Source organism: Vibrio antiquarius, from assembly GCF_000024825.1.
In the GTDB taxonomy this organism is placed as follows: domain Bacteria; phylum Pseudomonadota; class Gammaproteobacteria; order Enterobacterales; family Vibrionaceae; genus Vibrio; species Vibrio diabolicus.
The window spans coordinates 929,375-952,769 of the sequence record NC_013457.1 but is presented as its reverse complement, the minus strand read 5'-3'; the positions used below and the strand labels follow the sequence as shown (position 1 = coordinate 952,769).

The following is a 23,395-nucleotide window of genomic DNA, read 5'->3' as shown; positions in this document are numbered from 1 at the left end:
TTCTCACAAAAATGTACTTAAGTCCTTAATTAATTAGAAGGAAAAGTACAAAAAAGCAAATCATGAGGCATTAACCTCATACCCTGACACGAACTCCGTGTGCGCGCATTAACGGATAAAAGTGCCGCTGAGTCTAATGATTAAAATCTATCATCTCGATTATGATTTCTTGTCGTGCGCTGATGTGAACATTTGTTTACCAGTGCGTCCATTCAGCTGTTATAGTTGGTCTGACCAGCATGGAAGCGGTCATGAAAAATCTCACTCAAATAAGGACATATTTTGCAGCTGCACAGAATTCAGGGATACATTCAGACCATGTATCTCGCCGAATATCCCGATAAATTAATGTTGCTTGATGGTGCAAGTCGAGCAGATATTCCTCACCTTAAAGATTTTATTGAACATCAACTCCATCGTCCTTTTTCTGACCTAAAGTTGGTCGTTGTAACTCACATGCATCCAGACCACGCTGGTGGCGCGCACAAACTGCGTGATTTAACTGGATGTAAGCTATTAGCCGCAAAGCGAGAGAGCCAATGGTATAGCGGTGTAGATGGTTGGCTAATGTATTTGACCGATTTGATGTTAGCGCGCTGGATGGCGAACCGGATGCGTAAACCAAAGCAAAACCTGTGGTATTCGCGCAAGTTAAAGCCCGATATCGAACTCATCGATGGTGAGTGTATTCCGGGGTTTGATGATTGGCAGGTACTAGAAACGCAGGGACATACCGATAGAGATTTGTCGGTTTATCATTCTGAACAAGATGTATTGTATGTGGCGGATTTGATGGTGCAGGTTAAGAAACACCTGATTGCGCCGTTTCCCATATTTCATCCAAACCAATATCGCCAATCATTAAAGCGTGTGTTTGAGATGAATCCGCAATGTTTGCTTTTGGCGCATGGGGGAGAGGTGACTTTTGATGAGAAAGCGTATCAGCACATTCTGCATACTGCGCCGACTAAGCCGATGACCCATTGGCGTGTTACAAAGGTCAAAGCGAAGGGCTTGTTGTTTGCGCTATTTAGCAGGAAGTAGACGAAGATAAAGCCAGACGAGTGATGCTCAACAAAGATGCTCGATCACTCATCTGAAGCTACGGGGTTAAGATGCCAATAAATGAGATTGGCTAGGGTCTACCAGCACTTTGTCTGCCATGCCCTGACGACCTAACAGCATCATGTAAGTCATTTTTTCACGGTTGGTCAATGTAATGTCGATTGGCCATTGTTTGTCACCCATGCGCAGCATGGTGGTGATAACGCAGCGATGCTCAAAGGTACCGTTTGAAGATTTAACTTTACGGTTTGCCTTTAGCTTCGCTGTGCAGCGAACCACTTGTTCTAAATGATAAACATCCGGGTGTAGATCGAATGCAACGTAAGACTGACCATCTTTTTCAAAGCAATCAATGTTATCTACATGCAATGAAGAGGTTTGTGCGCCCGTATCAATGCGCGCTTCAAGGTGAGTAATCCCTAACTCAGGTAAGCAAATAGCTTCGGCGTTCCCAATGATCATTTTCTGATTCATAGTGTCATCCTAGCGATGAGTAATACGAGAGCCTACTAAGCAGGCTCTCACTCAAACAATTATCAACCTTTACCACGAGTACGGTTTGCGTGTGGTTTTGCGTTTTTCTCGATAAAGTCGAAAATCATACCAGCAACGTCTTTTTCTGTAGCGAGCTCGATACCTTCAAGACCTGGTGAAGAATTCACTTCCATTACCACTGGGCCGTTTTTAGATTGAAGGATATCTACACCGCATAGGTTTAACCCCATGACTTTTGCCGCGTTAATCGCAGTAGCGCGTTCTTCTTTGCTTAGTCGCACTAACTGTGCAGAGCCGCCGCGATGTAAGTTAGAGCGGAACTCGCCTTCTTTCGCTTGGCGCTTCATCGCTGCAATCACTTTATTACCGACAACAAAGCAACGTATGTCTGCGCCTTTAGCTTCTTCGATGAACTCTTGCACCATGATGTTTGCTTTCAACCCCATGAATGCTTCGATCACGCTTTCTGCTGCTTTGTTGGTTTCAGCAAGCACAACACCGATGCCTTGAGTGCCTTCTAGTAATTTAATCACTAGAGGTGCGCCACCAACATTTTTGATCACGTCCTGAATGTTATCAGGGTGGTGAGCAAAGCCAGTGCGCGGCAAGCCGATGCCTTTACGCGATAACAGTTGCAACGAGCGTAATTTGTCACGAGAGCGGCTGATCGCGACCGATTCGTTGACACAAAATGTGCCCATCATTTCAAACTGACGTACAACCGCGGTACCGTAGAATGTGATGGATGCACCGATGCGAGGAATCACAGCGTCGTATTGTGGCAATTCTTCACCCTTATAGCGGATCTTAGGGTTGTTGCTCGTAATGTCCATATAACAGTGCAGAGTATCGATGACGTCTACTTGATGTCCACGCTCTTCACCTGCCTGTTTTAGGCGCATGGTTGAATATAAATTCTCATTACGAGAGAGAATAGCAATACGCATGGCAATTCCTTAGTAAGTCAGTACCAAATTAAAAATATAAGTATAGAGTATAGAATGCAGCAGGTATGTGATATTTAGGTGATATTACCTACTGACTTCAACGATTTAGATGTGTGGTTGGACAACCACTTCGTTAGAGGTGCGCACCTTAGGTTTTTTTCTCGCGAGAAGAAAACGAAAAAAACTCGTCGTTACGACAAAAATAATTTGTTGAATCATCGGACATTCTCAGCGTTGTAAGCCGGAAGTTGTCTGTGGACTTTTTTAAGCAAACGGATTACGACGAGTTTAAAACGCTAGGCTATTCTGTAGTTTGTTTTGAGTTTGTGATGACGTCCAATAACACATCTTTAATTGTTTGATAGCGCAGTGACAGAACACGACTGCGTTTGCGAACTAAAAATAACTCTTCACACACGGTGTTTTTCAGTTGTGCGATGTGCAAGGTATCTTTTTGTGGGAAGTTGTCGACAGCACTTTGAGGCAGCACGGTGAAGCCGAGTCCTTTACTCACAGGTAGTAAAATTTGGCTTAATTGATTCACGTAGCCGGACAATGGTAAATCGCTCATCTTAATTTCTTGGAGCTCTTGTTCCGCGCATTGGTCAAAAAACAGCGTCATGTAGTGCTTGGCATCAGGATGGGCAATGACACCACAGTCGTGCAAGAGTTGTGGTGTTATCTGCTTTTCGCGGTATTGATTAGGTAGGACTAAGCACAACTGCTCCTTACCAATTCTTTCACTGTGAAATAAACCTTTGTGAGGAACATCAGTTACGATTCCAATATCAATGCTTCCTTCCGTTATTGCATTGAGAATCGAGTGATTGGGTGCGGCTTCTAAATGCAGCGATAAGCCTGGGTGCTGTTTTTGCTTTTCTAAAAGAGGGCCATACAGCATCAATGCCATTGCGCCAGAACAGGCCAGTTTACAGTGACCTGAAAATGCATCATCAAAACTGAGTTCTTCGAGCAACGCTTTCTCTCTTTCTTCTAACTCCAGCGCGTAGGCGTAAACAATCCGACCTTGCTCTGTTAATTCGAAGCTTTTGTTTTCACGTTTGATCAGCGCATGCTGACAACTTTGCTCTAACTTTTTGATATGTTGGCTGACACCAGGTTGGGTCATAAAAAGTTTCTCTGCCGTTTGTGTGAAATGACCGACTTCAATCAATGTCTTAAATGTATGTAACCAAACAGGATTAAGCATAATGTGAGATTTGCTGTGAGCTTGCTGAAAGACGTAGAGAAAATGATAGCACGGCACGAAATAAATCGACGCAAGAGAATCGGGTGCCTTGTGAATAATAAATACCAGACAAAATAAAACCCCGCCTGGTTTCCCAGACGGGGCTTATTCTTTTTCGCAGCAATCCGGCTACTATAGGTGCTCCCTGCATCTATCCTTGATTGTGGTTAAGTCCTTTAACCGAGTTCCTTGTTCATCGCCTTCCTAGCGGTGTCCATTCTTGCCTATCATCCTGACGGGCGAACTCTATCCTAGAGCTTAACTACATCCTTGCTGATAACTCATCCTAAGCTACCAAATCTTCATCCTGAAGATACCTAGTCCATTAGGTTTTTTTCCTGTTCCCGCCAACATCCTGTCGACACAATCAGTATTGATGTTTTGCTGATTACTCTCAATTAGCTAGGTAAAAAAACTTTGGCAGCGAATATTGCTTGAAATGATATAACTGATAATTTTCAATGGCTTATGTTGGTTTTTCGATTTTGTCTTAGTCAATGATGGTCGTTTTGCTTACATTGCTTGTAAGAGATCTCGCACAAGGTGTCGAGCAAATGTCCGAATTGGCGTCGTTTTCATCCTGTTTAAGAATTTGCTCAAGATCACAACTCGATTTGTAGCCATAAAATTTGGCGATAGTGTCAGGTGGAATTTCCATTTCTTTGATGGCGAATGTTGCCCATTCATCACGTGTTTTGTGCAGGGCTTGGCGTAGCTTGACAGTGAAGTGACTCATGAAAGCCTCCTTAGTTATCTTGTCTTTCAAGGCAACAATAAGGAGCGTGACGACACAAAGTTGATAGTATGCCGCTTAATATCAATACTATTTCGGCGTGATGAAGATTAAGCTGGCAATACTGATATTATTTGAGCGTGAAACAATACTATTTTGTGGAGTAGCCAATGGCACACATCGAAAAAGTACCGCAAAGACCAGGTTTTTCTTGGCGCTATCGTCGCATTGATGAGCCAGAAAAAGAGTACGATCTCCATTTTCACGATGATGTGTTTGAATTAGTCATCCATCGCCACTTCACTGGCAGTTTGCATATTGGTCATCACGAATTAGAAGTTACTCACAACCAAATGCTATTGATCGCGCCAGGTGTGCCTCACTCTATTCATTCCACATTGGTCGAGAGCAAGTGCGAGACTCATGTGATCTGGTTTAAGCGTGAGTGGATTGCCAATTTGATGTTCTATTGCGCAGAGCTTCGAAAGCTTGATCCGCTTTTAAAGGCGGCCAACAAAGGTGTGGTGTTTTCTGAGCGGACAGCTCAGCACGTTGTGGATCTTCTACATGAGCTCATGACGTTTCCTGCAATGGAGCAACTCTCTAGATTTCTCCATGTTTTGTCTCTGATTGCTCACGATGAAGGGGCGAAAACACTGATGACTCACTCTTACTTATCGATGAGTGAACACGAATTACAGGAAAGAGAACGAGTGGCAAGTGTCAACGCGTATCTCGAACAGCACTTTGCTAGCAAAGTGACGCTCGCGAACTTGGCGAACCATTTATCACTGAGTGACAGTGCGGTCACAAGATTGTTTCAAAAGCACTTTAAAGAGCCGTTTAGCCAACGCCTAATGAAATTGCGGATCAATCATGCCGCAGATTTGCTGCAATCAACGCCTTTGCCGATTGGAATTGTGTTTGAGAGAGTAGGGTATCGAAACCAAGCCCTGTTTAATCGTCACTTCAAAACGTATAAAGGGCTTACGCCACGCGAGTACCGTCAGCAATATCAGCAGCGAATCCAGCCTTAATTGGGTCGCACACAACTGCGATCACGAACGCGAAAAGAGTTACTCGGCTGAAAGTGATGGGCAATTGATATCTTACTTGCAAAATTTTTCAGGAATCATTATTAAGATTCAGTGACAGATAATATAGGGAACTTGATTGCCATTTTTCTGTCATATCTGGTGAGTAAGTTAACCGTGTCAGAGAGATAATACGCCGTTTACTAGCCAAAGATGACTGCAAGAAATCGGTAATTATCATTATGTTGTGAAATTGGTCACGGTTAAATAATTGGTTCCCTTATAGATTGAAGGGGATTCGACCTTAGACAATAAGCTCCATAAGGAGCGTTACTTATATAAGATGAGGGATTTTACTATGAAAAAGACTAGAAGAGCTCAGCTACATCGTGTGCGCATTCAATACTGGAAAGACGCGAAAGACGCACCAGCTAAAAAATCATAGTTAATGATACCTAAAGGCACGAGCTGGCAGTGGAACGCCGTTTCCCGCTGATTGCCAGCTCAAAAACGCCACAATCACATTCACTCCGCACAACCTCCCAGCACTCTACTTTTACTATCACACACTTCCAAAAGTAAAAAAGCCAGTCCGGAGACCAGCTTTTTATTATTGTCAGTATGACTCTGTTACTTACAGGTAGTTTGCGTCAACCAAGTCGCCAGCTTTTGCGCTTTTCACTTCTGGACGTGCTTCTAACCATGCAATAACTTGTGCTTTTTGCTCTTCAGTAGCACTGCCGTAACGGTCAGTAGAGCATAGGAAGCCTTCAAACAGTTCTAAACCACCGCCGCCGAAGCAAAGGCCAAGCCCATCAATGTAGTCGATAAAGTCATCAACGAATGCATCGTAACGGTCGAAGTCGTTGATGTCTGTTTCACAGCTGATCTCGAAACCTAGGATTGCGAACTCACCTAAGAACAGCTTTTTACGGATACGACGGCTCTTGTTATCGATCTTGTCTAATTTCATGATTATCTCTCGTAGATGATTTGAATTCGTACACCTTATACCTTCTATCACACTTTAGCCCAAGTAAAATCAGAATGAAGCGATACAGTTGGTGATTATGTGACCAAAACTTAATTGCTCAATTGGTAACGCTGCTGAGTTTGCTGCACTAATTAAACACAAGTTTCATATGTTTTAAGCACTTTTGTCATTTTTCTTCTCCAAACTTCTTGCCGTTCAACTAATCACTTATTTATTAATTAAACTATAAGATCGGGAAAGTAAAAATGAGCAAGGAAACCTTTGACGCGACGCGTTATAACCAAAGTGAAAACAAACCATTTGAAGAAGTATTAGAAGCGAGCCTATCTCGACGCAGCATTCTGAAAGGTGGTTTAGGTATCAGTGCGATGACCGCATTTGGTGCTTTCGGATTGGCTGGTTGTAATTCATCGGACTCAGGAAGTACAGTAAGCAGTGGCTCGGGCGTATCTAAAGCCGTTCTTAACTTTGAATCTATCCCTGGCTCACTCACTGACGCCGTTTCAATTCCACAAGGCTACACCGCACAAGTATTGGTACCTTGGGGAACACCACTTAATGCACAAGGCAGCGCATGGCAAAATGATGGTACCAACACCAGTACCGATCAGTTAAATGCGCTAGGCATGCACCATGACGGCATGCATTTTTTCCCATTGAACGATAGCACCACAGATGGCTTGCTATGTATTAACCACGAGTACATTGATACATCAGCACTGCATCCAAACGGTCCGACGGTTGAAAATGGCGTACGTACCATTGTAGATGAAGTGCGTAAAGAGATTAACGCGCACGGTGTGTCAGTGGTTCGTATTCAGCTTGAAAATAACATGTGGAAGCTAGTCGATACTGATCCACTAAACCGCCGTTACACTGGTGCGACAGCAATGGACTTATCTGGCCCAGTGGCGCACACGTCACTAACCGTCACTCGTTTCTCGCCAGATGGCAGCCAAGCACGTGGTACGTTAAACAACTGTGGCAACGGCTACACGCCATGGGGCACTTACTTAACTTGTGAAGAGAACTGGCCAGGTTACTTTGTTAACGCCGGGACTCGTACAGAAGAACAAGATCGCATTGGTGTTGATGACCAAAGCACACGCTACTTGTGGGAAACACTTGCAGGAAATGCAGAAGAGCGTCTCGATGAGTTTTCTCGCTTTAACGTGGCTCCAACAGGAGCAAGTGCAATGGATGATTACCGTAATGAAGCCAATGGTCACGGTTACATCGTCGAAATTGACCCTTACACGCAAAACTCGCGTGCGAAGAAGCGTACTGCACTAGGTCGTTTCCGTCACGAAGGCTGTACTTTTGGTAAGCTTGAAGAAGGCAAACCAGTGGTATTCTACTCTGGTCACGACTCTCGCTTTGAGTACCTATACAAATTTGAATCTGCGGCAGCGTGGGATCCAGCAGATGCTAACCCTGATAACCGTTTGGCGATGGGTGACAAGTACATGGACAAAGGCACACTGTATGTTGCGCGCTTCAATGAAGACAGCACAGGTACTTGGTTGCCGTTGACGCTTGATAGCGTAACAAAATCTGGTGGTACGTTAGCGGATCACTTCAACTCATTGGCTGAAATTATCATTAATACGGCAGGCGCGGCTGACCTCGTTGGGGCAACCCCAATGGATCGCCCAGAGTGGTGTACGGTTGATCCATTTACAGGCTCGGTTTACTTAACATTGACGAATAATACGCGCCGTACTGATGAAACCAATCCTGCGAACCCACGTTTGAACAATAAGTTTGGTCACGTTATTCGTTGGGATGAAGGGGCTTCAGCTACAGACTTTACTTGGGATATTTTTGTCTTTGGTTCGCCAGCAAATGGTGATGCAGATACCAACCGTTCTGGCCTGAATGAGCTAAACCAGTTTGCTAGCCCTGACGGATTAGCGTTTGATGGCCGTGGTATTTTGTGGATTCAGACCGATAACGGTGCAGATGAAGTTACGTCTTACACTAATGATCAGATGTTGGCTGTTGTGCCATCTAAGCTGACAGATGAGAATGGTGACCAAGCAGTGATTGGTGCGGATAACCAAGCGGAGCTTAAACGCTTCTTTGTTGGACCAAATGGTTGTGAAGTGACAGGCTTTACTATCAGCCCTGATTACAAATCATTGTTTGTGAATATTCAGCACCCAGGCAACTGGCCATACAGTGAAGATGCCGCCGAAGAAACGCCTGCTGGTGTTTCTGTGCGCCCACGAGCGGCGACGGTTGTCATTCGACGTGAAGACGGTGGAGAGATTGCAGTTTAATCTCTAAATGCATTAACACCTTAAAATTCAAGCCCTGCAAATGCAGGGCTTGATGGTTTAGGCGAATGCCCAGTCGCACTTTATATCCAGACAACAGGCTTAGCTTTTCAATGAACCGCCTGAAGTACGAATCACGTCTTGATACCAGTAGAAGCTCTTCTTGCGTTTACGTTCTAGCGTTCCTTGCCCATCATCATGACGATCGACATAAATATAACCGTAACGCTTGCTCATTTCGGCTGTTGAGTTAGCCACCAAGTCGATTGGCCCCCAGCTGGTGAAGCCCATCAACTCAACGCCATCAAGAATCGCTTCGTGTGCTTGAACCAAATGATCATTAAGGTATGAGATTCGATAATCGTCTTGGATTTCCCCGTTTTCATCGAATTCATCGCGAGCGCCTAAGCCATTCTCGACGATAAATAGCGGCTTTTGGTAACGATCGTGAAGGAAGTTAAGCAAAACGCGCAGGCCTTTTGGATCGATCAACCAGCCCCATTGGCTCTTTTCAAGGTATGGGTTTGGTACGCTATCGACGATGTTACCCACTTCTTTCTGTTTCGGATCGGCACTCGCACAGCCACTTGCGTAGTAGCTGAAGGAAATAAAATCGACACTGGCCGATGCAATTTCTTCTAAGTCGCCAGCTTCCATTTGTATTTCAATGCCGTTTTCACGGAAGTAACGTTTCATGTAGCCTGGGTACTGACCACGAGTCTGCACATCACCGAAGAACAACCACTTATTGTTTTCATGCATAGCAGCAAGCACATCATCAGGGTTGCAGGTGTATGGGTAGTTGATTGCGCCAAGCAGCATGTTACCAATCTTGCCGTTTGGTACGATTTGCTGACACAGTTTTACCGCTTTCGCGTTTGCTACAAGCTGGTGGTGAATCGCTTGATAAATGTCTTGTTCACTGGCGTCTTCTTGCAAGCCCACTCCCGTAAATGGCGCATGAAGTGACATGTTGATTTCGTTAAAGGTAAGCCACAGCTTCACTTTGTCTTTGTAGCGTTCTAACACGGTTTTAGCGTAACGCTCGAAAAACTCGATCACTCGACGATCGCCCCAACCACCATAATTCTCAACCAAGGCGTAAGGCATCTCGTAATGAGAAAGCGTCACAAATGGTTGCATATTGTGTTTGGCTAGCTCATCAAAAATTTTGTCGTAAAACGCCAGTCCTTCTTCGTTTGGCTCCAGTTCATCACCATTAGGAAAAATACGACTCCAAGCGATGGACAAGCGCAGGCAGGTGAATCCCATCTCTTTAAACAGGGCAATATCTTCTGGATAGCGATTGTAGAAATCGATCGCAAGATCTTTGATACCAGGCGTTCGTTCTTCACGCGTTTGATGCGGGCTTAGAATGCCGTTTGGCAACATATCTGATGTTGATAAACCTTTCCCCCCAAAGTTGTATGCCCCCTCTACCTGGTTTGCCGCAATGGCACCACCCCAAAGGAAATTATCTGGAAACTTAATCATGTTTCTCACTCTTTATATTTAGGAAATGTTTGTGGATTTATTGCTTGAGAATAGTGTAGGAGACATCTCGATACTTGTAGCGAGATCGTGTTTTTATCAGTTCATCACCAAACGTCAGTAATGATAAACATTGAGATATAGGATGGTTGTTAACAATGCCAACCTAAGTGAATTTAGGTTGGCATTCGTATTCAAAACGTAAATGCTAAATTCGCCGCTGCGCCAAACTGGTTATCGCCAGCGTAAGACCCTGCTAGGTCTACACTGATCACATCAAAAGGACTGATGCCAATGCCACCTGTCACCGAGTTATCGAGGTTATTTTCTAGGTCAACTTCATAACCAGCACGGAGTTGCGCCCATCCCCAAGCATTCCCCTCGATACCAACGCGAATAAACTGGGTGTCATCGTCGAGCTCTTTAAAGCGCTTTTGTTTGGTGAGATCGGCGTCTAGGCTAAGAGCGACATAGTCCCCGACATAGCCGATACCAAGGGTCGCTTGTGGCGTGAGTTCGTAGGTATAGTTGCCTAGTTTTGTTTCTATATCTTGTTCGAAGACGTCTTTTAACGAGAGACCAGCTCTAAATGCGTTGTGATACCAAGCGACCCCAAGATCCATATTGAACGTGTTCTTTGATACTTCACTTTTGTCGTAATCCTCGATATCAAAGTCATCTAGTGTTGTACGCTGCGTATAGGTTTTAAGCTGTTGGTATTTGGGCGTAATACCAAATGCGAATTGCTGCCCACCTATCGTGTAAGCGCGAGCCAAGGCAACGCCATATTCCGCACTACCGAAAGCCGCTAGGTCGACGGCAGAATTGAGGTATCGATCTGCGGTGTTTGTTGAATCTGAGATATCGGGTGCCGCAAGTATCTCCACATAACCAGCGCTAAAAAGGTTTACCGACATGTAGCGTGTCGGAATCGCAATCGCGAGGCTCAGACCTCCGTTAATGACGACTGGAGCACTCTTATCTAATTGATCGAGTAGTCGATTAAGTTCGGCTTCGTTCGCAGGTGTGGGAATGCCCTGAATACTATCGTAAAGGTCTTGAACATCATCAACGGCTGATAAAGCTTCATCCTCATCGTGAATATTGACGCCGAGAGCAGGAATGAGTAGGCCGATATCGTCATTTTCTCGATAGAGAGCACCTAGGGCTGGGTTGTGTAGAGGAGCGGTTAAATAGTCAGCGGAAACGACGCCTGTATTTCCCATTCCGTGACTTCGAGCGTCTGCTGCGTAAGGTGCTGCAAAAGCGTGAGGTGATAAAATAAAAAGCGCCCCTGTTGCTGCTAAAGTTAGTTTTCTCATAACGCATCCATTCTTACTTTAAATAATTACTTATCAATAAATTAGATGGTGGGAGCTAAAACTTGGTGTCAACCACCAAAAATTGTGCTGATGAATAGCATGTGGCGATTCATCAAGTTAAGCGTAGGTTAGGCAACTCGCTTTATAAAGTTGATCAAGATTTATTGCTCTTTAATTGTGTGGAGAAAAGCTGAAGAGGTGGATGGTATTGGGTTAGCTACGATGAGGAGCGAGCTTAAACATTAAGGTGAAGGACATGCCTTTATCAGCGTTGAGCTGCGCACTGACTTTCCCTTGCATATCTCGCATATTGTTGGCGGTGATGGAAAGTCCTAACCCCAGTCCTTCACCAATTTTTTTACTGGTTTGGAAAGGTTCGAACATGGTATCGAGTTGGTCTGAAGGTACCCCACACCCATTATCACTTACCACGACCTCAACATTATCGGTAGTGGGTGTAACGGCAATCATTAACTGTGGAGCTTGGGTCTCTTTCATCGCATCTAATGCGTTAGAAATTAGGTTGCCGAGCACTTGTTGTAGGCGTTGCTCTTCGCCAATGATATTGGGTAAGTCGTTGGGAATGCGTACCCGAACGTCTACCTTTGCGAGTTGAGATTGATAGACGCGTAGCGTCTCTTCTAAAGCGTTTGTCAGCGATATCTCGTGCAGTGTTTCTGGTTTATTGTAGGCAAACGTTTTTAGCTGACTGGTCATGCTCGCCATGCGGTCAATCAACTTTTGAATCAACTTGTTATTGGCTTTCATCATGTCTGTTTGTCCACGTTCTGCTAGCAACTCGTTGGTGGTTAAAAGGGTACGCAGGCCAGTCAATGGTTGGTTTAACTCGTGGGTAATCGCGCTCGACATTCTGCCCAATGCTGCCATTTTGCTTGATTCAATCAATTGCTCTTGGGCTTGTTTTAAAGCTTGAGTTCGCTCTTCCACCCTTTGAGCGAGCTCTTGGTTAATTAGCTGCAGCGATTGTTCCGCTTTTTTACGTTTGCTAATGTCGATTATGGTAGCAAGGAAATACTGCTCACCGTGCCATGGGAAGCTAGTGAGTGAAAAGAGTACAGGAAATACGCTGCCATCACTGCGTCGCGCCATGGTTTCTACAGCGCTAATCTCTGCTAGTTCCTTATGCTTTGGCAGATCTCTAAGCAAAGTGAGTGTGGTCGAATTTGAATTACCCGCATCAAATAACTCCCAGGCGAAGGTATGACGATTCACACTTTCAGGAAGACAAAAAAGGCGTTTTGCCATTGGGTTGAGGTCGAACAATAGACCTTGTTCATCAATCAACAACAAACCAACATGTGTTTTATTGATCATCTGTTTAAGTCGGCGTTGCGATTCTTCTAGTAAGGCTTGAATACGCTGCTGATTGAGATGTTTTTGTCGACGCTGTAAACCAATGATGACCAACAGGATAAGGAGCAGGAGGAGCGCTGCGATGCTCCATCCAATGACACTAATCGTTTGCTGAACAGGTTTGGTCGGAATAAGGTAACTGACAAACCAGTTTAAGTCGTCCAGCTTTACTGTGTGTGCAAAGTAGCGCTGCTGATTGAGAGTCCAGAAATGAATCACCGTATTGTCATACAGCGTTTGAGTTTCGACTTTGACTTGGTTATTCGGTTCATTAAACCAGTCGGCGTTATAGTTTGTACTGCTGGAGAGGAAGAAGCGTTGATGGCGATTTTGTAGCGTGATGATGTCTTGGCTGGTGATGGTCTGCTCCGTTAGCAAACTCAGGTTGATTTGAACAACAACGATGCCCGCTATCTCCAAACCATCAAAAATTGGTGCCGAGAGGTAGTAAAGCGGACTAGAACCTTTTGTTTTATTCACCAGTGAGACGCCTTCTCCCTGACGTTGTATTTGTTCGACAATCGCACGGCGGTCAGAGCGGCTGAACCGTTCATCGATCAGACTCGATACCAACACTTCTCCCGAGGTTGAAAGAATCAACCAACCCTCTGTATTCGCGGCTTTATCGAGCTGTGTCAGTTGTGCTTGAAGTGGCTCATAGTAGTTTAAATTGCCTTTCACAAACGCAATTGTTTCTGGGTTATTCGTGACGAGATAGGGAAGGTGATAGAAACGTTTTAATGCTCGGCGGACTTCACCAATGTAGTCGAGGAGTTTCTGTTGTGCTTCTTGTTGAGTTTGGACGCTCAGCCATTGATGGGCCACCTCTCGGCTAGCACCGTAGAAAAAGATCACCAGCGCACTGATCAATACGGCGGTTAGCCACATTTTCCCATTCTTAGTGCGCTGCATACGAGCTCCGTTTGGCTGAACATAGTTATCGTAGTTGGTAGTGAAAGAGTGCGCTTAACTGATTGGATGTTAAAGAATTGTGATTAAGAAGTGGGATCTAGCTCCTTTTCTATAGCATGGTTTTTGCTAACTTTAGCAAAGACTTCTATCACCGATCAGGCAGTAACTCATGACTTTTGACGACATTCCGCGTATCGCCCTAATTGAAGATGATGACATCGTTCGTCAAGCAACAAGCCAATGGCTGCAATTGGCGGGGTTTGACGTCATAGCTTTTAGCTCGGGGGAGGAAGGCAAAACCGCCATTCTGAACCAAGAGTTTGATGCGATAGTTAGTGATGTTCGTTTGCCAGATACTGATGGAATTTCGATTTTAGAGAGCCTTATTGCGAATCACATTCCAACACCAATGATACTAATTACTGGTCATGGTGATGTGGATATGGCGGTGAATGCGCTACAAAACGGCGCGTTTGATTTTATTGAAAAACCTTTCCAGCCGGAGCGTTTGTCTCAACGCGTCACAGATGCGGTCGAGAGCCATCGCGCGCAAACATCGACGCTTCACCGCCAAGAGTATCTAGCTAGCGTGAGTGGTTTAGAAGAGGTGCTCATTGGTCAAAGTCGAGTGATGCAGCAATTACGCGAGCAAGTTGCGAAACTGGCGAAAATCGATACTAACGTGATCATTTACGGCGAAACAGGTTGTGGTAAAGAGCTGGTGGCGACCAGTTTACATAATGAAAGCCAAAGAAAACCTCATCACTTTGTGCCGATAAACTGTGGTGCGATTCCAGAACACCTTTTCGAGAGTGAGTTGTTTGGTCACGAAGCTGGAGCGTTCACTGGTGCAAACAAACGACGCATCGGCAAGTTGGAATACGCCGATAAAGGCACGTTGTTTTTTGACGAGATAGAAAGCATGCCGTTGTCGATGCAGGTGAAAGTGCTGCGGGCGCTTCAAGAGCATACCGTTGAAAGAGTGGGGGGGAATCAGCAGATCGGCGTTGATTTACGAGTGATCGCGGCGGCGAAAGAAGATCTCAATGATCATGAAGAGTTTCGTCAAGATTTGTATTATCGACTCAATGTGGCGCAAATTTATTTGCCGCCACTCAGGGAGAGAGAAGAAGATTCACTGATTTTGTTTGAGCACTTCACCTTGCAAACTAACCCTGAAACCCGACCATTGAGTGATGCCGACAGAAACGCTGTGCTTTCCTACGCTTGGCCTGGAAATGTTCGAGAGCTGCGAAACGTGGCTATGCGTTTTGCTTTGGATGAAACGGTATCTGTGATGGAAATTCTCTCTAGCCGTCCTTCGTCAACCACGGAGGAGACGCAAGTGGGTGTTCCACTGGTTATTCAATTACACAATTTTGAGCGCAAGGTGCTGCATGATTCATTGGTCAGGCATCACGGACGCATTAACGAGGTGATGCAGGAGTTGGATTTACCTCGTCGAACTTTGAATCAAAAGATGCAAAAGTTTGGTTTAAATCGCTCTGATTATACTTAACGCCATTTTTAAGCTGATTTACCGCTATGGGCGTCACAAATATGATTAAGCGCTCTTTGAGGGAGTTGGGACAAACTTATAAGTTAGGCCTTTCCCTTCTCCAAACAAGGTGACTTGGTTTCTGCCCGTATGTTTAGAGCTATACAGCGCTTCGTCTGCTTCAGCAACGACCTCGTGAAGCGATTGTCCCTCTGATAACTCACTGATTCCAAAACTCATGGTGATCTCATTTTCGAATGACTGCAATGAGGCTTCAGTTTCCACCGCCAGGCGAATTTGCTCGGCAACAATTTTGGCGCGTTGTGCTTTTTCAAGTAAAACAATCATGAACTCATCACCACCAAATCGTACTGTGCAAGCTGACTCCGGGAGGTGTTTCTTAAAGATAGCGGCAATCGTAGCCATGACGGAATCGCCTACCGTATGGCCATAATGATCATTAATCGCTTTGAACTCGTCCATGTCGGTCATGATGATGCTTATTGATTGCTTCCGTTTGTGCGCTTGATTAACAAGGTTTGGAACAATTTCTTCCATCGCGCGACGATTATGAAGCCCTGTGAGGGCGTCTAAATGTGAGAGATCATTGATTGACTGTATCAAGCGGCCATTAATTAGCCACAACATGCTAAAGCTCATAGCGACAATCAGACAGATGCTAAGTAAAAACGTCATCTGGTGGATAAAACCTGCGGTCATAAAATTTGGCACTTCATTGGCGAAAGCGCTCCAAAGTGCTCTGAAGCCCATAAAAATACTGAAGCAAAAGAAGGAGCACGCCATCACTATGGTTGGGAGTTTTTGGTCTTGCTTGGTGCCTTTCAGCATGGCGATCCCACTAAAAAACGTAACGATGCAGATATAAACACTTAAGTAAATGATACGGCTTTTAATTGAATGGTCATGGAAGGTGAAATAATAGAACGAACCGCTGAAAATGGGCGTTAAAAAAGCGAGTGAGTGGGCCAGTTTTAGAGGGAATTGACGAAAAATGCTCACACTGTAAAGCGTAAGCAAGAAGCCGATTAATATGAGCGTATTCGCTATGACGATGGTAAGCCAATCTGGTGCAGAGCCTCTAAATCCTAGTAAAAAAGGCCCAAAGCCAATAAATAACAGCGAGAGAGAGAAAGTCTTTAAACCTTTGATCTTTTTTTGTGTGTATTGGTAACAAAGTAGACTGATTGAGTAAATGCAAGAGAACAGAATAACGATAAAGTTGAGCGTTCTGATGTCTAAATACTGATTGTCCATAAGCGCTCCACATCAATCCATAGTTCAGGCAACTCCTTTGCCTGATATCAATAAGCGAACTACATATTAACTTACTTATTGAGTGATGTCTTATGTTAAACGGCTATTCATTTACCAGCTCGAATTGTTCGGTTTGGTTGGTTTTCGTCGTAAACAGCAGACCAACAATCATCATCAATACGCTAGGCATAATCCAGCTAGCAAAGTCATTGTACAGAGGCATGTAATTACCCATCCACTCATCGGTGGAATCTGGCATGTAGCCTAGGATGTGCAGCGCATCAACACAACCAAACGTTAGAGCAGTGAACGCCGTCGCGACCACCATGATTTGCGACATTTTGTTACGCACTGGTGCCATGATCATCAATGCAATCGCTACTGGGTGAAGCGCCACAACCGCTGGCAATGTGATAGCCAATAGTTGCTCTAGACCTACGTTAGCGATTAAACCTGCCAATACCATAGTCGTGACAACGCAGCCTTTGTAGTTCACTTTGCTGAAAGTGTTGTCGTAGAACTCACTGCCTGCGGTGGTTACGCCGATAGCAGTAGTCAAACACGCCAATACCATCACGGCACCAAGTAATAGTGAACCAAATGCGCCGAAGTGGCTGAAGGTGAATGCCGTTAAAATGTCGCCACCGTTACTGAATTCAGAACCCAAGTATGAGCTCGTCGAGCCAATGTAAGCCAATGAGATGTAAACAAATGCCATGGCAACCGCGTACATCAAAGCAGCAATTAGTGTGTATTTTGCAGTGGCTTTCGGACAATCCACACCCATGCTGCGAATCGCACGGAAGATAATCCAACCAAAACCGATAGAACCTAGCGCATCCATGGTCATGTAGCCTTGCGTTAAGCCTTCAGCAAATGCACCAGATACGTATGGTCCCGTTGCGGCAGTTAGCTCGCCTGCAGGAGAAACCAAAGCAGTCACAGACATGATGATCAAGATCGCCATCAATGCAGGCGTTAAGATCTTACCTAGGTTGTCGACCAACTTACCCGGATATAGGGCAAATAGAATGGTGATAGCACAGAAGGCAATAGTGAAAGGCACCAAAGCGGCATCACCAAACATTGGCGCAAAGCTGAACTGGTAAGCCACGGTAATTGCGCGCGGAATCACGAACGCAGGGCCAATCACGATAAACACCATCACCCAAAAACTGGTCGCCAAAGGTTTAGGTAGGGCAGCGGTTAATTTGTCTGAACCGTTTACGATAGCCACCATCACCAGTGCCATCGCAGGCAGACCTACACCCGTCAAGAGGAAGCCAGACATCCCGCTCAGAAAGTTTTCACCTGCTTGGTAACCCAAAAATGGAGGGAAGATCAGGTTACCTGCGCCTAAGTACATGGCGAAAGTCATGAAGCCCAAAGCGGCGATATTGCGTGCGCTTAACATTGTTATTCCTCTTATGTTTCGCTTGGAAGAAACTGAAAGGAATGGGAGGAGTATGTGGTGTTCCCGTCAGCTTCTTCTCAAGCTGACAGAAAGTTTAGATATAGCCTGTCAGCTCTGAATCAGTTTCAGAGAGAGCAGGAGGATCGCAGCAGCAACGCCAGATGGGCGTTTTAAAGCGAATTGTAATTGCGCAGTTGCTGACATGGGTGATCCTTAATGACGAAAAAATACCAAGTAATACGTTTGCCTTGGCGTGTTGTTACCCTAACGAACATAGGGCTATTGGCACAACCCCGAAGTAGAAAATAAGTTGATACGGTCAATGTTTGTTTCTGAACTGGTGGATCGAACTGCTTTTTAAATTCAAAATCAGAATAAATGACTTTTCATTTCTGTAACATGGCTTGTTTTGCTGTATTTTTGTGCTATTTGTAGTCGTTTAGGCTATAAACCTCCGCTGATAAAGTGAGCAGTTTAGAATGATGCGCTTTTTCTTCTTATTGTTAAGACGCTCATTAGTTGCAGTTCAATCCAAAATTGCATCGGCAAAATATTGCTTATTAGTGAATCGTGCATTTATTTTGTCTTGATCACATTTTATTAACCTTTTGCGATCTAGGCGTGCAACCTTCTTCTCTTCAATGAGCAAGATCTTGCTCATTACTTTGCTATCAAATCAGCATGATTTTGCTCATTTTTGATGTCTTCCAGCGCTTAGTTCAATAAATACAAAGGCTTAAAAGTTGGCATTTCAATTGCTCTAGGGAATGTGTTGTTAATAAAGATTTAACATGATGTAAATCCCCAATCGTGAAACGACTACACGGAGAGTAATAATGAAAATGAATAAGCTGGTAAAAGCTTTGGCTGTCGCTGTGACTTCTTTTGGTATTGCTGCTAACGCTGCAGCAGAAGATCGTAGCTACATTCTTGCAACGGCATCGACAGGTGGTACTTACTACCCTGTGGGCGTAGCGTTGGCGACGTTAAGCAAAGTGAAATTGGCACCAAAGCACCACTTCTCCCTTTCTGCAATCAGCTCTGCGGGCTCTGGTGAAAACGTTAAACTGCTGAACGAAAACGAAGCACAGTTCGCGATTCTGCAAGGTCTTTACGGTGCATGGGCTTGGTCTGGTGAAGGTCCTTATGAGAAGAGCGGTCGCCAAGAACAACTTCGTTCAGTCTCTATGCTGTGGCAAAACGTTGAGCACTTTATTGTTCGCTCTGATCTAGCAAAAACGGGCACTGTTACTGACCTGAACAACCTAGATGGCAAGAAGTTCTCTATCGGTAAGAAGAACTCTGGTACTGAAAACTCTGGTCGCCAAATCATGAAAGGTCTGAAAGTAGATCCTGATAAATTCAATCTTGCTTACATGGGCTACGGCGGCAGTGCGAGCGCACTTCAAAACGGCACCATTGACGGCATGAACACGCCTGCGGGTGTACCTGTTGGTGCGGTTACTCAAGCTTTTGCTGCGCTGGGTAAAAACATTTCGATTCTTTCGTTTACTGACGAGCAAATCAAAGAGGCGAACGGCAACTACAACCTATGGACGAAGTACGAGATCCCAGCGAACACGTACCCAGGCCTAGATAAGCCGATCACTACTATTGCACAGCCAAACTTCTTGGCTGTTCGTGAAGATATCTCGGAAGAAGACGTTTACCAACTAACCAAAGCGATCTACGAGAACCTGCCTTTCCTACAAGGCATCCACAAAGCAACAAAAGCAATGGCGATTGAGAAAGCGATTGCTGGCTTGCCAGTGCCTCTTCACCCAGGTGCGGCGCGTTACTACAAAGAAATGGGCATCGAAATCCCATCAGACCTAATGGCGAAATAACGCCAACTTCGCCCTGAGTTTCGGCTCGGGGCATTTTATCCCTACCGATACCTAAGATGGAAAAAGCCGCCAGAGCTTGGAGTATGAGATGAGCGACTCAATAGAAAAGGAATTGCAGAAATTTGAGCTGCCCACGCGCACAGATTTTCCGTGGGTAACCACCACAATCACAGTGTTTGGCGTGGTGTTGTCTGCTTTGCACATTTGGTTTAATACCTTATCGACGTTACCGGAGTTATGGATTTCCGCGACCCACTTTGCTGGTTTTGCGGTGATTTGTGCGCTTTGGTATCCGGCTCATATCTCTCTCAAGCAGAGTAAGGTTGCGCTCGGCATCGATGTGTTAATTGCTATGGGTGCGGTCGCGTGTTTGCTCTACATTCCGTATGCCGAAGATGCGCTGTATGAACGTGGCGTGAAGTTCGTGACCAGCGATTGGGTCTTTGCCATCATGGCAATTTTGATTGTTATTGAATTGATTAGACGCACCATGGGCTGGTTTATTCCAGTGCTGATTGTGGTGTGTTTGAGTTACGTTGTGCTTTGGGGTAAGTGGGCAACAGGCATTTTCCACTTCCCGGGTTTGAGCATGGAAACCTTGCTCTACCGTAGCTTCTATTCTTCTGAGGGCATGTTTGGCTCTATTTCGCGCATCAGTTGGACTTTCGTATTCATGTTCATTCTGTTTGGGGCGTTTCTTGTTCGCTCTGGTGTCGGTGATTACATTATCAATGTGGCACGTGCTGCGGCTGGCAAAATCATTGGTGGTCCGGGTTTTATCGCAGTTATTGGCTCCGGTTTGATGGGCTCAGTGTCTGGCTCAAGCGTGGCAAATACGGTTTCAACCGGTGTTATCAGTATTCCTTTGATGCAAAAAGCAGGTTTTCCTTCGCGCTTCGCGGCGGGCGTTGAAGCTGCGGCGTCGACAGGTGGTCAGTTGATGCCACCAGTGATGGGAGCGGGCGCTTTCATCATGGCGTCTTACACGCAAATTCCTTATGTTGATATTATTGCCGTTTCTTTCATTCCTGCTCTTATCTATTTCTTGTCTGTGGCGTTCTTTGTGCGTATCGAAGCCAAACGCAGCGGCGTTCAAAAAATCACGACCAGCGATGAATCTCTACTGAAAGTGTTGATCAGCGGTTGGCACAACCTTATCCCACTGGCGGTATTGGTCACTTTGTTGGTTCAAGGTTTTACGCCAACTTACGCTGCGGGCTTGTCGATCATTTCAGTGGTGGTGGCTTCTTGGTTTTCGAAAGATCATAAGATGGGACCAAAAGCGATCATCGAAGCACTTTCGCAAGGCGCGAAAAACATGGCGACAACCGCTGTATTGCTGGTGGGTATTGGTTTGGTGATCAACGTGATCAGTACAACGGGCATCGGCAACACGTTCTCATTGATGATCGATGGTTGGGCGAATGGTGACTTGTTCATCATGATCGTTCTGATTGCACTCGCTTCTCTTGTTTTGGGTATGGGCTTACCCGTGACAGCGGCGTATATTGTATTGGGCACATTGTCTGCCCCTGCGCTTTACAAGTTGATTGCGGAAAACCAATTGCTTGAATTGATGGTGTCAGGTCAATTGCCAGAGCAAGCAAAAGCGATCTTTATGTTGGCAGCGCCAGAAAAGCTGGAACTGCTTAATGCACCAATGGCGTTGGAAACGGCGAAAGAAATGGTGGCGCTAGTACCTGCGGACTTTATGGAAACCCTACTAGAACAAAGTTTGGGTATGGAAGCGGTAGGCTTGGCATTGCTGGCTGCTCACCTCATCATCTTCTGGCTATCGCAAGACAGCAACGTAACGCCTCCAGTGTGTTTGACCGCATTTGCTGCGGCAACCATCGCGAAAACACCGCCAATGCGTACTGGTCTGATGGCGTGGAAAATCGCCAAAGGTTTGTATCTTGTGCCGCTACTTATTGCCTACACAGGCTTAGTCAGTTGGGATGTGACGTCAGTGATTACCGTAGGCTTCTTTGCCATCATCGGTACCTATGCATTGATTGGTGCGATTGAAGGCTACTTGGAAGGTCCTCTAAACATTCTGACGCGTCTCTTGTTGGTAGTAGTAGGTACATTACTGGTTTGGCACGACATCCCAATGTTGGTTCGTGTGGCAAGCTGCGCGGTATTTGTCGCGGTGTTCATTTACAGTGGTCGCAAGTTCAATTTGCAACAATCTCAACTATCGGTTTTATAAGAGGTCGTATGAAATCAGTCTATGACTACATCATTGTTGGTGGCGGTATCGTTGGTGTGTCGACAGCATGGCAACTGCAGCAACGTCACCCAGACAAATCCATTTTATTGGTTGAGAAAGAGTCCGGTTTTGCCAAGCACCAAACCGGACACAATAGCGGCGTGATTCATGCTGGGGTGTACTACGCACCGGGCAGCTTAAAAGCCGATTTTTGTAAGCGTGGGGTAGAGCGAACCATTTCGTTCTGTGCTCAGCACGATATTCCGGTGGAGAACTGTGGCAAGTTACTGGTTGCGACCAATGAGCAAGAAGTCGAACGCATGAATGCCCTCTATGAGCGCTGTCATGTCAACGGCATCGACGTAAAGCTGCTCGATGAAGTTCAACTCAAGCTGGCTGAGCCAAACATCACTGGCTTAGGCGCGATTTATGTCAAAACCACCAGTATTGTCGATTATCGTTTGGTCACTGAGCAGATGGCGGAAGAGTTCCAAAAGCTCGGCGGTCAAATCAGCCTGAGGACTAAAGTGGTGGCTGCCGAAGAGAAGGACGAAGAAGTCCAACTGACCTGCATTTCAGACGGTCAAACGATGCAGCTTAATACCAAGTTCTTGGTTACTTGCAGCGGCTTGATGGCGGATCGCATGACTAAGATGATGGGTATTCCGACCGACTTCCAAATCATCCCTTATCGTGGTGAATACTACCGCTTAGATAGCAAACACGACCAAGTGGTGAATCATCTTATTTACCCAATTCCCGACCCTGATTTGCCATTCTTAGGTGTCCACCTAACTCGCATGATTGATGGCAGTGTGACCGTTGGTCCAAATGCGGTGCAAGGCTGGAAACGGGAAGGGTACGATAAGGTCAACTTTAGCCTGCAAGATACCATGCAGATGCTCAGCTTCTCCGGTTTCTGGAAGGTGACACAAAAGCATCTAAAAACCGGATTGGATGAGTTTAAGAACTCGTGGTGGAAGCCGGGCTATCTCAAGTTGGTCAACAAATACTGCCCAAGCATCAAGGTGGAAGATCTCAAACCATATCCTGCGGGTATTCGCGCACAAGCGGTGTTATCCGACGGCACTTTGGTTCATGACTTCTTGTTTGCCGAGAGCGCAAGAAGCTTGCATGTTTGCAACGCCCCCTCTCCCGCAGCGACATCTGCAATGCCGATTGGGGAATACATTTGCGATAAAGTGAATGAGAAGATAGAGGCTAAAACGGTATAAAACAAAGGCGACGTAACTG

17 protein-coding genes are annotated in these 23,395 nt (G+C 45.4%); 7 read left to right on the top strand and 10 right to left on the bottom strand.

Features of this window, described 5'->3' with window-relative positions; all coding sequences use genetic code 11:
• Positions 1-318 precede the first annotated feature (318 nt).
• Positions 319-1,044: an MBL fold metallo-hydrolase gene (locus VEA_RS19105; protein ID WP_012842393.1), complete on the top strand. Its 726-nt coding sequence runs from the start codon at positions 319-321 to the stop codon at positions 1,042-1,044.
• Positions 1,045-1,110: 66 nt separating this feature from the next.
• Here the strand turns inward: VEA_RS19105 and VEA_RS19100 are convergent, their stop codons facing one another.
• The 4 genes from VEA_RS19100 to VEA_RS19085 all read right to left on the bottom strand — a co-directional run bounded on the left by VEA_RS19100 (position 1,111) and on the right by VEA_RS19085 (position 4,492).
• A complete protein-coding gene (locus VEA_RS19100; protein ID WP_005393584.1) occupies positions 1,111-1,539 on the bottom strand; it encodes an ATP-dependent zinc protease family protein in 429 nt (142 codons plus the stop codon).
• Positions 1,540-1,601: 62 nt separating this feature from the next.
• A complete protein-coding gene (gene rimK, locus VEA_RS19095) occupies positions 1,602-2,507 on the bottom strand; it encodes a 30S ribosomal protein S6--L-glutamate ligase (protein WP_005393586.1) in 906 nt (301 codons plus the stop codon).
• A gap of 301 nt (positions 2,508-2,808) precedes the next feature.
• Entirely contained in the window at positions 2,809-3,717 is a 909-nt protein-coding gene (locus VEA_RS19090) for a LysR family transcriptional regulator (protein WP_006741241.1), read from the bottom strand.
• A gap of 529 nt (positions 3,718-4,246) precedes the next feature.
• Entirely contained in the window at positions 4,247-4,492 is a 246-nt protein-coding gene (locus VEA_RS19085) for a hypothetical protein (protein WP_006741242.1), read from the bottom strand.
• 167 nt (positions 4,493-4,659) lie between these two features.
• Between VEA_RS19085 and VEA_RS19080 the strand changes: the two genes are divergently transcribed.
• The gene (locus tag VEA_RS19080; protein WP_006741243.1) at positions 4,660-5,526 is read left to right on the top strand and encodes a helix-turn-helix transcriptional regulator; all 867 of its coding nucleotides are present in this window, start codon (positions 4,660-4,662) and stop codon (positions 5,524-5,526) included.
• A gap of 631 nt (positions 5,527-6,157) precedes the next feature.
• Here the strand turns inward: VEA_RS19080 and VEA_RS19075 are convergent.
• Positions 6,158-6,496: a YggL 50S ribosome-binding family protein gene (locus VEA_RS19075; RefSeq protein WP_005393599.1), complete on the bottom strand. Its 339-nt coding sequence runs from the start codon at positions 6,494-6,496 to the stop codon at positions 6,158-6,160.
• Positions 6,497-6,762: 266 nt separating this feature from the next.
• Between VEA_RS19075 and VEA_RS19070 the strand changes: the two genes are divergently transcribed.
• A complete protein-coding gene (locus tag VEA_RS19070) occupies positions 6,763-8,799 on the top strand; it encodes a PhoX family protein (RefSeq protein WP_005393601.1) in 2,037 nt (678 codons plus the stop codon).
• Between the two features lie 99 nt (positions 8,800-8,898).
• Here VEA_RS19070 and VEA_RS19065 read toward each other — a convergent pair whose 3' ends face one another.
• The 3 genes from VEA_RS19065 to VEA_RS19055 form a co-directional block, all read right to left on the bottom strand.
• Positions 8,899-10,290, bottom strand: coding sequence for a glycoside hydrolase family 1 protein (locus VEA_RS19065; RefSeq protein ID WP_006741245.1), 1,392 nt, complete (start codon positions 10,288-10,290; stop codon positions 8,899-8,901).
• Between the two features lie 191 nt (positions 10,291-10,481).
• A complete protein-coding gene (locus tag VEA_RS19060) occupies positions 10,482-11,609 on the bottom strand; it encodes a conjugal transfer protein TraF (protein ID WP_006741246.1) in 1,128 nt (375 codons plus the stop codon).
• Between the two features lie 213 nt (positions 11,610-11,822).
• Positions 11,823-13,895 (bottom strand): sensor histidine kinase, encoded by a 2,073-nt coding sequence (locus VEA_RS19055; protein ID WP_006741247.1) that lies wholly within the window; start codon positions 13,893-13,895, stop codon positions 11,823-11,825.
• 169 nt (positions 13,896-14,064) lie between these two features.
• Here VEA_RS19055 and VEA_RS19050 point away from each other — a divergent pair, with 169 nt between their 5' ends.
• On the top strand, positions 14,065-15,414 hold the full coding sequence (locus VEA_RS19050) for a sigma-54-dependent transcriptional regulator (protein WP_006741248.1): 1,350 nt from the start codon (positions 14,065-14,067) through the stop codon (positions 15,412-15,414).
• Between the two features lie 45 nt (positions 15,415-15,459).
• Here the strand turns inward: VEA_RS19050 and VEA_RS19045 are convergent, their stop codons facing one another.
• Together VEA_RS19045 and brnQ are read right to left on the bottom strand one after the other, a co-directional pair.
• Positions 15,460-16,668, bottom strand: a complete 1,209-nt coding sequence (locus VEA_RS19045; protein ID WP_006741249.1) for a GGDEF domain-containing protein — start codon at positions 16,666-16,668, stop codon at positions 15,460-15,462.
• 103 nt (positions 16,669-16,771) lie between these two features.
• Positions 16,772-18,082 (bottom strand): branched-chain amino acid transport system II carrier protein, encoded by a 1,311-nt coding sequence (gene brnQ / locus VEA_RS19040; RefSeq protein ID WP_006741250.1) that lies wholly within the window; start codon positions 18,080-18,082, stop codon positions 16,772-16,774.
• An 836-nt stretch (positions 18,083-18,918) separates the two neighbouring features.
• On the opposite strand from brnQ, the gene VEA_RS19035 reads away from it, so the two are divergent.
• The 3 genes from VEA_RS19035 (at position 18,919) to lhgO (ending at position 23,376) form a co-directional block, all read left to right on the top strand.
• Positions 18,919-19,929: a TAXI family TRAP transporter solute-binding subunit gene (locus VEA_RS19035; protein WP_006741253.1), complete on the top strand. Its 1,011-nt coding sequence runs from the start codon at positions 18,919-18,921 to the stop codon at positions 19,927-19,929.
• A gap of 88 nt (positions 19,930-20,017) precedes the next feature.
• Positions 20,018-22,141: a TRAP transporter permease gene (locus VEA_RS19030; RefSeq protein ID WP_006741254.1), complete on the top strand. Its 2,124-nt coding sequence runs from the start codon at positions 20,018-20,020 to the stop codon at positions 22,139-22,141.
• Positions 22,142-22,149: 8 nt separating this feature from the next.
• A complete protein-coding gene (gene lhgO, locus VEA_RS19025) occupies positions 22,150-23,376 on the top strand; it encodes an L-2-hydroxyglutarate oxidase (protein WP_006741255.1) in 1,227 nt (408 codons plus the stop codon).
• The last annotated feature ends 19 nt before the right edge of the window (positions 23,377-23,395 follow it).

Coding starts and splice junctions, on each gene's coding strand:
- VEA_RS19105 (WP_012842393.1), top strand. CDS start 319: ATGTATCTCGCCGAATATCCCGATAAATTAATGTTGCTTGATGGTGCA.
- VEA_RS19100 (WP_005393584.1), bottom strand. CDS start 1,539: ATGAATCAGAAAATGATCATTGGGAACGCCGAAGCTATTTGCTTACCT.
- rimK (WP_005393586.1), bottom strand. CDS start 2,507: ATGCGTATTGCTATTCTCTCTCGTAATGAGAATTTATATTCAACCATG.
- VEA_RS19090 (WP_006741241.1), bottom strand. CDS start 3,717: ATGCTTAATCCTGTTTGGTTACATACATTTAAGACATTGATTGAAGTC.
- VEA_RS19085 (WP_006741242.1), bottom strand. CDS start 4,492: ATGAGTCACTTCACTGTCAAGCTACGCCAAGCCCTGCACAAAACACGT.
- VEA_RS19080 (WP_006741243.1), top strand. CDS start 4,660: ATGGCACACATCGAAAAAGTACCGCAAAGACCAGGTTTTTCTTGGCGC.
- VEA_RS19075 (WP_005393599.1), bottom strand. CDS start 6,496: ATGAAATTAGACAAGATCGATAACAAGAGCCGTCGTATCCGTAAAAAG.
- VEA_RS19070 (WP_005393601.1), top strand. CDS start 6,763: ATGAGCAAGGAAACCTTTGACGCGACGCGTTATAACCAAAGTGAAAAC.
- VEA_RS19065 (WP_006741245.1), bottom strand. CDS start 10,290: ATGATTAAGTTTCCAGATAATTTCCTTTGGGGTGGTGCCATTGCGGCA.
- VEA_RS19060 (WP_006741246.1), bottom strand. CDS start 11,609: ATGAGAAAACTAACTTTAGCAGCAACAGGGGCGCTTTTTATTTTATCA.
- VEA_RS19055 (WP_006741247.1), bottom strand. CDS start 13,895: ATGCAGCGCACTAAGAATGGGAAAATGTGGCTAACCGCCGTATTGATC.
- VEA_RS19050 (WP_006741248.1), top strand. CDS start 14,065: ATGACTTTTGACGACATTCCGCGTATCGCCCTAATTGAAGATGATGAC.
- VEA_RS19045 (WP_006741249.1), bottom strand. CDS start 16,668: ATGGACAATCAGTATTTAGACATCAGAACGCTCAACTTTATCGTTATT.
- brnQ (WP_006741250.1), bottom strand. CDS start 18,082: ATGTTAAGCGCACGCAATATCGCCGCTTTGGGCTTCATGACTTTCGCC.
- VEA_RS19035 (WP_006741253.1), top strand. CDS start 18,919: ATGAAAATGAATAAGCTGGTAAAAGCTTTGGCTGTCGCTGTGACTTCT.
- VEA_RS19030 (WP_006741254.1), top strand. CDS start 20,018: ATGAGCGACTCAATAGAAAAGGAATTGCAGAAATTTGAGCTGCCCACG.
- lhgO (WP_006741255.1), top strand. CDS start 22,150: ATGAAATCAGTCTATGACTACATCATTGTTGGTGGCGGTATCGTTGGT.